This is a genomic window from Gallintestinimicrobium propionicum, assembly GCF_025567525.1.
GTDB classification, from domain to species: Bacteria; Bacillota; Clostridia; order Lachnospirales; family Lachnospiraceae; genus Gallintestinimicrobium; species Gallintestinimicrobium propionicum.
In genome coordinates, this window is the sequence record NZ_JAOQJY010000016.1 from 1 (window position 1) to 12,871 (window position 12,871).

Genomic DNA, 12,871 nt, shown 5'->3' on the forward strand with positions numbered 1-12,871 from the left:
CGTCCCTCTACCCGTTGATTACCTATTATCTGAACAGGCTGAATGACTGGGGGCTTTGCTTCCGGCGGTGCAAGGTCTGTGGAAAATATTTTCTGGCAAAGAGCCAGCGGTATGAGCTGTGCAGCGACAAGTGCCGAAAAGCACAGGCGCTTCAAAACAAGCGGGAATTTGACGAGAGGTCAAGAGAAAATAACTATGACCTGCTTTATAAAAATGAATGCCAGAACTGGCGCAACAAAATAAACCGGGTAAAAAATACCGCAGGCTTTCCGGCTGACCGTCTGGAAAAAATACAGGCTTCCTTTTCCGACTTTAAGAAAGAAGCCTTACAGAGAAAAAAGGCTGTAAAAACAGGAACGGCCAGCCCGAAAGAATTTACGGACTGGCTGTATCTGCAAAGTAATGTAATTGTGGAACTGACAGAATATTAAATTTTTTCTCGTTGTGAGGTTTCTGTGACATTTTGCTGATACTATAAAAAGAAAAAGGATGTGATACTATGCGAATACTGGTTGTTGAAGATGACCAGCTTTTGAATAAGACATTAAGCTATAATCTGTCGGCTGTCGGATATTCCGTGGATGGGGCTATGTCAAAGGCTGTTGCCATAAGATTTCTTGAAAAACAGGATTATGATTTAATCGTTTTGGATGTCAATCTGCCAGATGGGAACGGGTTTGATATATGCCATGAGGTAAAAGAACGCCGTCCTGATACCGCCGTGATTTTTCTAACCGCAAATGATATGGAAAGCGATATGCTGAAAGGATTTGAATTGGGCGCAGATGATTATGTAACAAAGCCCTTTCCTATCAGCGTGTTCCAAAAGAAAGTATCTGCTTTACTGAACCGCATTTCAGCACAATCCGGCGGCGATTTCTACGATGACGGGAATTTGTATATCAATTTTTCCGAATTATCAGCCTGTCTCGCAGGACAGCCGATTACCCTTACATCGTTGGAATATCGTTTATTAAAAGTGCTGACAAGAAATTCTCAAACTGTCCTGACACGTCAGGTATTGCTTGAAAAGCTGTGGGATGTAGATGAAAATTATGTGGATGAACACGCACTTACCACAACGATCAGCCGCATCCGCAGTAAAATTGAAACGAACCAGCATTCCTACATCAAAACCGTTTACGGTATGGGCTATATGTGGATTGGAGGAGCGCAAAAATGATTTCAAAAAAACTCTCCTTAAATAAAGTCTGCATAATACTGGCAACTACCATTTTACTTTTATCCGTGGTCATGTTTTCGGTTCTATATATCCTGACAAAAGAAATGTCTGTGGTATTTTGTAGCATGGCGTTCTGTCTGCTTTTTCTGCTTTGTGTTACTGTTTTTGTGATACTGATACGGCGAAAGCTGACTTTGTTTTCTGAAATACTTTGCTGCACCTTAGACGAAATGATGAATGGAAAAATAGATATATCACAAGTTGCCGAAGAAGAAAACCTATTTTATAAAATCAATCATCGGCTGGTGCGTCTTTATGAGGTTATGCAGGAAAGCAAAAACAGCGTTGCCAGTGAACGAGCTGACTTACAGGAATTGATTTCCGATATTTCTCATCAGGTAAAGACACCGATAGCAAACTTAAAAATGGTAAATGCCACCTTATTAGAACAAGAAGTGCCATCGGATAAACAGCGGGAATTTCTGCTTGCCAGTGGCACACAGCTTGATAAACTGGATTTCTTAATGCAGGCTATGATAAAAACATCCCGGCTTGAAACGGGTGTTATCTCACTTGAAAAGAAACAGCAGCCCATTTATGATACTCTTGCTATGGCTCTGGGTGGTATCTTTCTGAACGCTGAAAGGAAGCACATACAAGTTGAAGTAAACTGCCCGGAAACATTGGTTGTTTCCCATGACCGCAAATGGACGGCAGAAGCCCTATTTAACATATTGGATAATGCAGTTAAGTACACGCCGGAGTACGGTTCTATCCGTGTTTGCGTTGAAAGCTGGGAAATGCACCTGAAAGTCAGCATCACTGATACCGGCAAAGGTATTCCCGAAAACCAACAGGGAGCAATTTTTAGGCGCTTTTATCGGGAAGAAAATGTCCACGATATAGAGGGAATCGGCATTGGGCTGTATCTCGCAAGGGAAATTATTAGCTTGCAGAACGGTTATATACAAGTAACTTCTCAAGTAGGAACAGGCTCAACATTCTCCGTTTTTCTTCCCCATGAATAACCTGTTTTTTTGAAATGTCACAGGATTGTGACATTTCAGGGCAATTTATTATGTCGGCTGTGACATTTCTGTGAGGATTGCCCTTTATAATGAAGCCATCACAAGAAAGGATGGTGTTCTCTATGAGCATTTTAGAAACAAAAAACTTGAAAAAATACTATGGCACCGAGCCGAATATCACAAAAGCTCTGGATGGTGTAACTCTCACTGTCGAACAGGGAGAATTTGTTGCCATTGTGGGAACTTCCGGCAGCGGAAAATCCACATTGCTCAATATGATGGGGGGCTTGGATGTTCCCACTTCCGGTAATGTAAAGGTCAAGGGAAAAGATTTGTCAGGGCTGAACGATGAACAGCTTACGATTTTCCGCAGACGCAATATCGGTTTTATTTTCCAGAACTATAACCTTGTTCCCGTTCTCAATGTATATGAAAACATTGTTTTGCCCGTAGAATTGGATGGCGATACAGTAGATAAAAATTTCATGGACGAAGTTGTGCAAATGCTGGCACTCGGCGATAAGCTGCAAAATATGCCGAACAACTTATCCGGCGGTCAGCAACAGCGTGTAGCGATTGCTCGCGCCCTTGTCTCAAAGCCTGCCATTATATTAGCCGATGAACCAACGGGCAATCTTGACAGTAAAACAAGCAGCGATGTATTGGGACTGTTGAAAGTAACAAGCCAGAAATTTCATCAAACGATTGTGATGATTACCCACAATAGCGAGATCGCCCAGCTTGCAGATCGTATTGTCCGCATTGAGGACGGGAAAATTGCAGAATAAGGGGGGCAAAAACTATGAATGATATTTTATTTGGAAATAGCAATCGCCCTGTTATCAAAAAATTATCCAACCGTTATTTCAAAGCAGGAAAGAGTAGAAATATCATTGCAATTATTGCAATCGCTCTAACTACTATACTCTTTACAACCATTTTTACATTAGGCTCTGGTTTGATAGATACCGTTCACGACCAAAATATCAGAAAACAAGGTGGCGACGGTCAAGCGGTTTTGAATTATATAAGCGATGAGGTTTTTGATAATATAAAAGGCAATGAGATGATTGAACAGATTGCCTATACAAAGGCAGTGTCTTATCATATCAATAATCCCGGACTGGAAAAATGGCGTGCTGATATGTGGTTTATGGACGATACTGCTTTGAAGTTTGCACGGTATGAGCCAACAACGGGACACCGTCCTGAAGCAGAGAATGAAATTATGGCTGATACCAAAACGCTGGACGCACTTGGTATTCCTGCTGAAATCGGAGCAACCGTAACTTTGGACTATCAAATTAAAGGAATTTCATATTCAAAGAATTTTGTACTATGCGGATTTTGGGAAACAGACAGTCTAAGTAATATTGGACGACTTATTGTTTCTAAAGCCTTTGTTGACAATAATTCTGAACTTTTAACATACACCTATCCCGAAGATAATGACTATTCCGGCGTAGTCGCCGCTTATGTTATGTTTCATGGAAACGGAGCTATCGAATCAAAATTACATCAGCTTCTTGCTGAAACGGGCTATACTTGTGATACTATGGGCGGAAGTCCATCAGATGACAATTATGTGATCGCTCGTGTTAGTCCTGCATATCAAGGCAGTAACTTTTTAGAAAATCCAGCTTTATTGATTTCGGGGATTGTTGGCATACTTTTAATTATGATAACAGGGTATTTGATTATATATAATATTTTCCAAATCTCTGTCATTCAAGATATTCAATCCTACGGACAGCTTAAAACTTTAGGCACAACAAAACGACAAATAAAGAAACTTATCAGCAAACAGGCTATGTTACTTTCCTTTATCGGTATTCCATTCGGCTTGCTAATTGGTTTCTTTGTTGGACGAGCACTAGTACCATTTTTAATGAACGGCACAGTTTATGCTTCGGACGCAGGAGTAAAAGTAACTGCTAATCCAATTATTTTTATCGGAGCTGCTTTATTTGCACTTGTTACAGTGATTATTAGCGTAAATAAGCCTGCCAAAATAGCAGGTTCAGTATCGCCTATTGAAGCAATCCGCTATACCGAAAATGACGCAACAGCATTTCAAGGCAAAAAGACGTCTAATAAAAAGTCTATACATGGAGCCAAAATTCATCGCATGGCATTATCAAATCTTGGTCGGAACAAGAAACGTACAATTTTGGTTATTATTTCTATGACTTTGAGTTTGGTATTATTCAACACTGTATTCACACTTGCAAGCGGCTTTGATGTGGAAAAATATGTAGAGAAATTTGTAAACAAGGATTTCATCATCTCTACTGCGGATTACTTCAATTTTAAGTTTGGAAATAGCGACAGCAAAAATGACCTTTCCACTTCTTTTATTGAAGCAGTTAAGCAAAATCCGGCATTTGATGAGGGTGGCGAGTTATATACTACAAAGATTTTGGAAGAAGCATTTTCTGTCGAGAATGGAGTTACCTCAAATTATAACAAAGACGCTGAGGGAAATCCTTTGGTTCAATTATATGGAGCAGATGATTTTTTACTGAACTCAATGGATGTTATAGAGGGAACGATTGATTGGGAAGCATTAAAATCCGGGAACTATGTACTGTATGCCCTGACCGCTGATGACAATGGAAACATTATTGATGACCCTAATATTCATGTTGGCGATACACTTCACTTCAATCATGTACAAATGAACGGACTTTCCAGTAGTATAGATAATAACTTTGACTGCAAGGTTATGGCAAAGGTGCTAATCAATGAAAACACCGATACGATAAGAAGTACCGGATTTGCAAAGTTCTATATGCCGACGGATGTTTTCTTACCTCTTTGCGAGCAACCTCATTTGGTTAGCTTCCCATTCAATGTAGTTGACGGTATGGAAGCTGATATGGAGGAATTTTTGAGCAGCTATGTTGAGGACATTGAGCCGAGTATGAATTACGACTCTAAACAAACGTATATCAATTCCTTTAATGATTTAACCTCTCTGATTATTACCATAGGGGGAGCGTTAAGCATTATCATTGGCTTAATAGGAATTACAAATTTTGTAAACTCTGTTCTTACCAGCATTATTACACGAAGAAAAGAACTTGCCATGCTTCAAAGTATTGGTATGACAGGAAAACAGCTAAAGAAAATGCTGTCATTTGAAGGCTTATACTATGCTGCGGGAACAGTTGTTGCGTCAATCGTATTTGGTTCTCTGGTATCGGTTATCATTGTAAGAGCAATTTCAAATAGCATTTGGTTTTTCACTTATAAATTTGTTATTTTCCCTATGTTTGTTATCTATCCATTTTTGATTGCGCTAACGGTTATTATTCCGGCAATCATATATCGAAAGATCGCAAAAACAAGTATTATAGAACGGCTTCATCAAAACTAAATAATATAGAAAAGCTGGAAGCAAAATTAAGTCTGCTTCCAGCTTTTTTGTATTTGCTATTGTATGTGGTTGACTAAGGAATATTGTTTAAGCGTGAGTTTGTGATATTGGGTGTGGTATCTTTAACTATGGGAAACTCCTGTTTCGTATTTTGAAAGTGTCTGTCTGCTTATACCAATCTTTTCGGCCAGCTCATCCTGCGAAAATCCATGCATTTTACGCAGGGATACAAGGTTGTCTTTAAACATCTTTTTTCTCCTTTTTCAGTCCTAATACACACCAACAAATAATCGGTATCCTTCTGATGATTTCATACAAAAGCAATGCTCCTGCAAATGCACTGATTCCCACAACTATATAGACAATTCCTTCCGGAAGTTCTGATGTAAAACTTCTAAGGTAATAAGCTGCACAAGCTAATGGAAGATAATGAAAAACATAAATTCCCCAGGATTTTTTTAACATCCATCTTGATACTTTGTTTTCCGCATTCCCATATTTTTTCATAAATGCCAAAATCGCAAGAATTGAAAACCAACAATAAATACAGGCAGGCAGATTATTAAGCACAGGAGCTACCGCATAATTTTCACCAAAATAATATATTGTGTAGAATATTCCTGTTGCACCAGCCACAATCAAAAAAATCCCCCACCATTTACTTAAGCGTTCAACAACCTCATCATGTGAAAAAATAAAATAACCTGTAAAAAAACAGAACCCGTAAATTCCAAACCGGTACACAGTTACTACCGGCGTATTAAGAACTTGTGAGAATCCATATACACAGACAGTTAACAAAACCATCAGCCATACTGGTGTTTTTTCTCCTTTTTTCCAGATACGATCCCTTTCAAATTTTCTCACCAGCAGCAGAAGCATCGAAAAAATCCATAACACCTGTATATACCAAAGAACGCCGATTCCTGATATAGCCATGATCATATACCGAACTATTCCTGGAACTGACTCAAAACTTTCCAAAGCACCGTTGATTTTCATATTATAATATCCCAATATCCATTGAAAAACAAAAAGTCCAACGGTGGAAGGAACCAACAGCTTGCGTGTTTTATCTCGAATAAATTCTTTTACATTATGCTTTTCCATATAATATCTGACTGTCATACCAGACACCGTAAATAACAAAGCCATCATCCAGGGATATACAAAATATTGAAAAGCATCCTGCAGCTGCTGTTCTTTAAACGGACCGATTACTCCAAACGGCTGGACACCGTTATACATATAAATCACGTGATAAATTACAACAATGCAGACCGTGATCCAGCGAATATTATCCAGATATATTCTTCTTGTGTTATCCATATTTTTCCCACCTTTGCAATTATTTTTAACATATTTTAGCATATAAAAAGTGGCCTTACGACCAACTTCCCTTAACATTATCTACTCAATTTTGTTAAAAATCGTTGCATTATGCTATCCCTTTATTCACAGCTTATTCTATTTCTTCTCATAAAAAAGATGCCAGGATTTCTCCTGACACCTCACAGTTGGTCTTCTTGCCCTACCTACGGCTGCCTGTGAATGTCAGAAATCAACTTCTGTGCATCATAGGTCACTCCTCTTTCATTTGCGTGAAATTTTGTTTATCATATTCTGTTTGCCTTTCGTGTATGCGACCCTGTCATCTGCATACTTACTTTCAAGTTCTTCCTTTAATTTTTCATACTGCAATGCCACATTCTCATTGGCATTAAGATAATCCCTGAAATGAATATAATTCTTCCATTCGGTTCCGTTCCATTTTACAATATGAATATGATGTGTTCTGATATCCGCCTCCATATTACCCATTACATAGAGCAATTGACATTCTACATCTGAACCTCGATAAAATATTCCCTCTTGTTACTTCTGATCTATCTATTCTGACCATCCCTTATAAATGGTTCCTTGATTTCTTTACTTAACAACTGACTGTATGCTTCTACCTTACGAAATGTGTTTCCTAACATTTCCCGATTCCTATATTCTCTAATAGCTTCCATATCAAACTCCGCATATAAAATCCCCTCTGTCTTATCGTCAGCCAGCAAAACTGTGTTATCAACACAGTTTCCATTTCTATCCCAACAAATGGGATTAAATGCACAGGAACATCCAGCATTATCTCCATTCGGATTTGCCATAGCAACTGCGACCATATTTTCATATGCTCTTGTAGAAAGTGCACTTACTCTTGGCTGCATAGAACCACAATCATTCGGTACAAGAATAACCTCTGCACCTTTCAGCATCAGTATTTTTGCGCTTTCCGGATACTCTCTGTCATAACAGATCATAATGCCTAATTGTGTTCCTTCAAAATCGCACACCTTAAACTCTTTCCCTGACTCAACATTTTTTTCATCTGCAAAATCACATGTATGTACTTTAGAATACTTCATCAATATATTACCCGATTTGTCGATAACAAAGGCTGAGTTCTGCGGTTGTTTATTGCCTTTTGTAAACGCAGTAAGTACTACGCCTACTTTATATTTTTTAGCATTCTCACATATTTTTGCAATTCTTAGATCATCATCTGCAATGCTTTTTTCATATGACATAGGCAAATCATATCCTGTAATAAAACATTCCGGCAGCAAAAGAATATCTGCCTGGTTTTCCGAAGCCTCTTTCATTGCCATAATGATACTTTCAATGTTCTTATCTATTTGTGCATGAATGGCACGTTTTTGTAATATTGCAACCTTAAACATTTTTATTTCCTCCTTGAAAAATTCCACTTCCCTGGAGAAGTTGATACCCTTGTTCTTTTCATCTCTTTACGCCAATCTCAATATTATGACTGCAGAATTCTTCACCGAGCATTTTTATCCGCATGCTATCTACCCTTAAATTCCTTCTCTATATGACAATGTTCCTGTTTGGCAGCCAACTTAAAACTGTAAAGCGGACATTCAGATTCCGTTTTCGCTTCTTTCTCAGGAACACAGGTTGCGTTACAACTGCTTTCAAAGTCCAGTTCGATAATATATGGCATCCAATCTATAATTCGCAGAAAATCTTCACAGCCAAAATTATTATCATAAAAATTCAATATCGTACTAAGGGCAGTACCATGGGTTCCTATAACAATATCTTTATCCGTATTATCTGACAAAATCTCATTCAGTGCCTCTATGTTACGATTTTGCACCATAGCAATAGACTCTCCGCCTTCTTCATGATAATTATGGTCAGCCCATCGTTTCCGGAACATTCCGTGGTTGTTTCCATCAGGTCCCTTTTCACGCTCCCTCAATCTCTCATCTGTTATAATCTCTTTTGTGAAAAAATCTGCTGCCTCTGCAATGGTTTCCACGCTACGTTTATACGGACTGCAATAAAACGCATCTATTTTCTTATCCTTCAAAAATCCCAGCACAATTGCAGAATCTTTCTTACCTTCTTCCGTCAAAGGTCTTGTCCTGTCATCTTCCCAATCGTGTTCCGGCTGCGCGTGACGGACGAAATAAACTCTTGTCATTTGATCAGCTCCATTCCATCTACCATTACCTTTACAGGCTTTCTCTTAGGAATAATCCTAACCGTTCCATCACCTGCTCATCTCAAGTATTCTTTTACTTCCATCTGTAATTCGTCACTGAAGTCTGATAAATCATCATATGTAATTACTTTCAGTCTAATAAGCCGAACAATATCCCATATCACCTCTGACTTACTCATCTCCATGATAACTCCCGGATGACGCTTATCCTCTTTTATCCGTTTTTCAAGTTCCCAGAATTTATCTGATGCAGGCTTTTTATCATCATTTAGAAAATTTACATACTCTTTAACAAGACCTTCCATATAATTTTCCTGCCAGTCTGATAATCTTTCTCGAAATAATTTCCAATCCTTTTTGCTTATGTTCATGATTTTGAACCTCCTCAGTCTCATGTTAGTCTCAACAAACAATTTCAGAAATGAAACTGACTTGAGACTACAACTTTATAATCCACCTGAAAATGCCAGTACTATCGCATTTTGCTATATCATAGAGTCTCACTCAGTCTCAAATCTCGTGAGACTTTGTTGAGACTAACTCCGGAATATCCTTGAGTGAAAGTTTGGGTGCCACAATGAGTGCCATATTTACTGTCATTCACTTACTTAATTTTCCATTCTCCACCATTATCCGGACCTTTTCGTTCTATGATATCTTTATCCTTTAATTCTGATATATATCTAGCAATTGTTCTATCCGTAACGTCTAAGGCTATTCTTAATTCATCAATAGAAATATTCGGGATTTTCGAAATCATTTTTAGGATCTCACATGCTTTAGCAAGCTTCTTCTTAGAATACTCTGGCATTAACTTCTTAATTTTTTCTTCCGAAATTTCTATGACATTTTCTATGACATTTTCATTCACCTGTGTTGCATAATTAGTGCCATAATTCAGATTATACAACGTTAATGTAAAATCATCATTATCCGCCTCAAAGACTGGCATCTTGGTCTCATCAAATTCAACCTGTCCCTCATAGTCTGCCAATATCTTCTTAAATCCACTGCCTCTACGCTCCATGCATTTCAAGCGGCTGAATATATCAGCTAATATCGGATTTCTTCTCTTTGATGGAATTTTCAATAAATCTTTTCCTTCTAAAGATATCCCGCTTACGTAAACGCACCATAGCAAGTACCTTGACAATCTTAAGCCACTTTTGCGGCCTGATATAAATTTTATTTTCGAATGTTTTCCGGAAGCGCTGGTAACCATGGGAGCAGTTCTTCCAGAAATTTGCGGTCTGTGTCTTCCATGTATTCCGAGATTACGGTCAGCAAATGTTCAAAGTACTCGTAGGATTTTAAATTGCTTGCCTTTGCTGTTTCTGCAAGACTGTAGATCACAGCAGAAGTCTTTGCTCCGTTTATGGTATCAATGACCTGTCAGTTTTTTTTCCAATGCAGAAGCCGCGGATCGCACGTTCTGAGGCATTATTATCCATCGGAACATCTCCATCTTCCAGGAACACCCGCAGATATTTTCCCTGGTTCAGAAGGTAAGTAAATGCAGCTTCCAGCTTCCCTTTTACCACGATCTGTTCTTTTTTCTGTTTCAGATGCAATGCCACTATAATTTCAACAGATTCATTACCAGTTTTACCATCACTTCTTTTTCTTCTGGTTTTGATTCTGCAATCATCAATGTAATTGCTACTAACGTTCCATCACTGAGTCTCTTCTCTCCATCCAAGAACAACTCATTGTTCTTGTCTAAAAATTCCAAGAACAGTGATGCGGCAATTCTTTTACAACCATCTGCATATGGATGATCCTTTATCATAAAATACAATAGATTCGCCGCTTTCTCTTCCAAGGATGGATACGCATCCTGTCCGAATACACTCTGGTAAACTGCGGCAATAATTCCTTGTACCTTACCAGTCTCTTTTTCTACACCAAATACATCTGTTTTAAAAGAATCTTTCATCTGACCAACCATCTGAACACACTCTTCATAAGTAATGCGGTATACTGGAGTACTTCCCTTTGGCTTACTTAATGCCTGGTGGTCATATTGATCCAGAAGAATCAATGCATCTGTGTATTCATTCACAGCTCTGAGCACATCTTTCTCCTCTATATCAAGTGCATCTGCAAGCATCCTTGACTGAATATCAACTGTTTTCTTAAGCGCCTGAAGGCGCTTTTCATTGATTGCATAGCCTTTCAAAATAAACTGTTTAAGAACATTATTTGCCCATTTTCTGAAAGCTATACCTCTTTTAGAATTAACTCGATATCCGACAGACAAAATCATATCCAAATTATAAATTTTGGGTTTTCGTCCCCCTGTACTTCTGTCGGAAAAACCGACAGAAGTCTCATCCAGTTCTCCTGAAGCAAGAATGTTTGAAATATGTTCGCTTACTGTAGCGTGTTTAACATCAAACAACAGTTCCATTTGTTTTTGCGTCAGCCAAACGGTCTCCTGTTCAGGATTGATTTGAACTTCTATATTAACATCACCATCTGTAAATAATACAATTTCATTCTTCATCCTTTAGTTCCCCTCCATGAATATTTCCCGATAACATTTCTAATGTAGATTTTACTGTACTTTTCTGATTCAGTCCATTCTTTAGCCTCAACTTAATTACCTAAAAAGAAGATATATCCATTTCAGCAGATATATCCTCTTCACATTTTAAAATATTTAATAACTAAAACTTCCCACACCAATACGGTGTGTTGAACCCTGAAAATTCAATATCTCAGCCAATAAAAAAGGCATAAACCTGCTCCGTTTGGTATAATGGAATTGACTAGAAACCATCTTTACAAAGGAGATTTATGCCATGTCCAGTATACCACAAAACTATTTCGTTGAGAACGACTTAATTGACTGTATTCAGAGATTTTTTCCCAAATCGTTATATATTTATTGTTTTCTGAAACGAAACCTGTGATGCTCTGATTTTTTTAGGATACACGTCCTTATACCTGTAAATACTCATAATAATTCCTACCAATGCATAGCACAATAAAATATTACTTCTGCCAATGGATAAAAATGGCAAGAAGGAGGATGCTGGTGGAATTATCCCCAAAGCACCTAACAAGTTTAATAAAATATTTAATAAGATTATCATTCCACAACCAAATCCCATAACCATGCCAAGTTCATTTTTTTGTTTAATAGAAGCTCCAAAAATAAACATTACAAGTGCTGCCAAGACAGCAACAACAACGATTCCGGCAATACTTCCATAGCTATTGAGAATATAAGAAAAAATGTAATCACTATTAAACTCCGGTAAACTGCCAATCACATCATTTCCGCTATTACCTACAAACAAAATGTCTTTGCTAAATGTTCTTAGTATTGAAGTAAGATAAGCTCCTTCTCCTGAAGCAGAAAAAAAGGAGTGAATCCTTGCTTCCTGATACTCTGCCAACAAATGAAATGTGTACATCACAAACAACAACATAATAGGCAAAAACATGAAAACTGCCCACAGACTAACAATTGTCTTTTTTACCGATATTTTGAACCACCCCTTTAGAATAGCCACCGTAAGCTGAATCAACATACTAATCATCATAATTATCGCAACAATAAGATTCGGCATTCGAAAAGTGATAAAAACAGGAATAATCAGACAAACTATCGACTTTAACAATGCAGAAAAACCACCATCTCTATATTTATATAAAATTGCTCCATAAATTGGTACATAAAACATCATCAGCGAAGTAGCAGAGATTCTGAACATTCCAAATCCGAGTCTGTGATACTTTTTCTGTAAAATAAT

Annotated in this window: 12 protein-coding genes and 3 pseudogenes; 5 read left to right on the plus strand and 10 right to left on the minus strand. The window is 37.9% G+C overall.

What is annotated here, in order from left to right; genetic code table 11:
- The 5 genes and pseudogenes from OCV62_RS11990 to OCV62_RS12010 form a co-directional block, all read left to right on the plus strand.
- A pseudogene (locus OCV62_RS11990) lies at positions 1–431 on the plus strand (hypothetical protein); the annotation flags it as partial.
- A 68-nt stretch (positions 432–499) separates the two neighbouring features.
- Positions 500–1,183, plus strand: coding sequence for a response regulator transcription factor (locus OCV62_RS11995; protein ID WP_004849790.1), 684 nt, complete (start codon positions 500–502; stop codon positions 1,181–1,183).
- A complete protein-coding gene (locus OCV62_RS12000) occupies positions 1,180–2,211 on the plus strand; it encodes a sensor histidine kinase (protein WP_055056215.1) in 1,032 nt (343 codons plus the stop codon). Before OCV62_RS11995 ends, OCV62_RS12000 begins: the two co-directional genes overlap by 4 nt.
- A 122-nt stretch (positions 2,212–2,333) precedes the next feature.
- Complete coding sequence (locus OCV62_RS12005) at positions 2,334–2,999, plus strand: ABC transporter ATP-binding protein (RefSeq protein WP_055056216.1); 666 nt, start codon at positions 2,334–2,336, stop codon at positions 2,997–2,999.
- A 14-nt stretch (positions 3,000–3,013) separates the two neighbouring features.
- A complete protein-coding gene (locus tag OCV62_RS12010) occupies positions 3,014–5,590 on the plus strand; it encodes an ABC transporter permease (protein ID WP_055056217.1) in 2,577 nt (858 codons plus the stop codon).
- A gap of 122 nt (positions 5,591–5,712) precedes the next feature.
- Here OCV62_RS12010 and OCV62_RS12015 read toward each other — a convergent pair whose 3' ends face one another.
- The 10 genes and pseudogenes from OCV62_RS12015 to OCV62_RS12060 form a co-directional block, all read right to left on the minus strand.
- Positions 5,713–5,838 carry a helix-turn-helix transcriptional regulator gene (locus OCV62_RS12015; protein ID WP_262586953.1) on the minus strand — a complete coding sequence of 42 codons (126 nt, stop codon included), beginning with the start codon at positions 5,836–5,838 and terminating at the stop codon, positions 5,713–5,715.
- Positions 5,831–6,919 (minus strand): acyltransferase family protein, encoded by a 1,089-nt coding sequence (locus OCV62_RS12020; RefSeq protein WP_262586955.1) that lies wholly within the window; start codon positions 6,917–6,919, stop codon positions 5,831–5,833. Before OCV62_RS12020 ends, OCV62_RS12015 begins: the two co-directional genes overlap by 8 nt.
- Positions 6,920–7,183: 264 nt before the next feature.
- Positions 7,184–7,411: a GrpB family protein gene (locus OCV62_RS12025; protein WP_262586957.1), complete on the minus strand. Its 228-nt coding sequence runs from the start codon at positions 7,409–7,411 to the stop codon at positions 7,184–7,186.
- 65 nt (positions 7,412–7,476) lie between these two features.
- Complete coding sequence (locus tag OCV62_RS12030) at positions 7,477–8,319, minus strand: carbon-nitrogen hydrolase family protein (protein ID WP_262586959.1); 843 nt, start codon at positions 8,317–8,319, stop codon at positions 7,477–7,479.
- Positions 8,320–8,444: 125 nt separating this feature from the next.
- On the minus strand, positions 8,445–9,089 hold the full coding sequence (locus tag OCV62_RS12035; protein ID WP_262586961.1) for a histidine phosphatase family protein: 645 nt from the start codon (positions 9,087–9,089) through the stop codon (positions 8,445–8,447).
- 69 nt (positions 9,090–9,158) lie between these two features.
- A pseudogene (locus OCV62_RS12040) lies at positions 9,159–9,481 on the minus strand (hypothetical protein).
- A gap of 233 nt (positions 9,482–9,714) precedes the next feature.
- Positions 9,715–10,332, minus strand: a complete 618-nt coding sequence (locus OCV62_RS12045; RefSeq protein ID WP_262586964.1) for an ATP-binding protein — start codon at positions 10,330–10,332, stop codon at positions 9,715–9,717.
- Positions 10,296–10,666, minus strand: a pseudogene (locus tag OCV62_RS18820) (IS66 family transposase); the annotation flags it as partial. The gene OCV62_RS12045 and the pseudogene OCV62_RS18820, both read right to left, overlap by 37 nt.
- A 20-nt stretch (positions 10,667–10,686) precedes the next feature.
- Positions 10,687–11,616 carry a virulence protein RhuM/Fic/DOC family protein gene (gene rhuM, locus OCV62_RS12055; RefSeq protein ID WP_262586966.1) on the minus strand — a complete coding sequence of 310 codons (930 nt, stop codon included), beginning with the start codon at positions 11,614–11,616 and terminating at the stop codon, positions 10,687–10,689.
- A 373-nt stretch (positions 11,617–11,989) separates the two neighbouring features.
- Complete coding sequence (locus OCV62_RS12060; RefSeq protein WP_262586968.1) at positions 11,990–12,832, minus strand: FtsW/RodA/SpoVE family cell cycle protein; 843 nt, start codon at positions 12,830–12,832, stop codon at positions 11,990–11,992.
- Positions 12,833–12,871: the final 39 nt, after the last annotated feature.

What these genes read in the sequence shown, in the direction of transcription:
- OCV62_RS11995 (WP_004849790.1), top strand. Translation starts at nt 500, where the DNA reads ATGCGAATACTGGTTGTTGAAGATGACCAGCTTTTGAATAAGACATTA.
- OCV62_RS12000 (WP_055056215.1), top strand. Translation starts at nt 1,180, where the DNA reads ATGATTTCAAAAAAACTCTCCTTAAATAAAGTCTGCATAATACTGGCA.
- OCV62_RS12005 (WP_055056216.1), top strand. Translation starts at nt 2,334, where the DNA reads ATGAGCATTTTAGAAACAAAAAACTTGAAAAAATACTATGGCACCGAG.
- OCV62_RS12010 (WP_055056217.1), top strand. Translation starts at nt 3,014, where the DNA reads ATGAATGATATTTTATTTGGAAATAGCAATCGCCCTGTTATCAAAAAA.
- OCV62_RS12015 (WP_262586953.1), bottom strand. Translation starts at nt 5,838, where the DNA reads ATGTTTAAAGACAACCTTGTATCCCTGCGTAAAATGCATGGATTTTCG.
- OCV62_RS12020 (WP_262586955.1), bottom strand. Translation starts at nt 6,919, where the DNA reads ATGGATAACACAAGAAGAATATATCTGGATAATATTCGCTGGATCACG.
- OCV62_RS12025 (WP_262586957.1), bottom strand. Translation starts at nt 7,411, where the DNA reads ATGGGTAATATGGAGGCGGATATCAGAACACATCATATTCATATTGTA.
- OCV62_RS12030 (WP_262586959.1), bottom strand. Translation starts at nt 8,319, where the DNA reads ATGTTTAAGGTTGCAATATTACAAAAACGTGCCATTCATGCACAAATA.
- OCV62_RS12035 (WP_262586961.1), bottom strand. Translation starts at nt 9,089, where the DNA reads ATGACAAGAGTTTATTTCGTCCGTCACGCGCAGCCGGAACACGATTGG.
- OCV62_RS12045 (WP_262586964.1), bottom strand. Translation starts at nt 10,332, where the DNA reads ATGGTTACCAGCGCTTCCGGAAAACATTCGAAAATAAAATTTATATCA.
- rhuM (WP_262586966.1), bottom strand. Translation starts at nt 11,616, where the DNA reads ATGAAGAATGAAATTGTATTATTTACAGATGGTGATGTTAATATAGAA.
- OCV62_RS12060 (WP_262586968.1), bottom strand. Translation starts at nt 12,832, where the DNA reads ATGTTCAGAATCTCTGCTACTTCGCTGATGATGTTTTATGTACCAATT.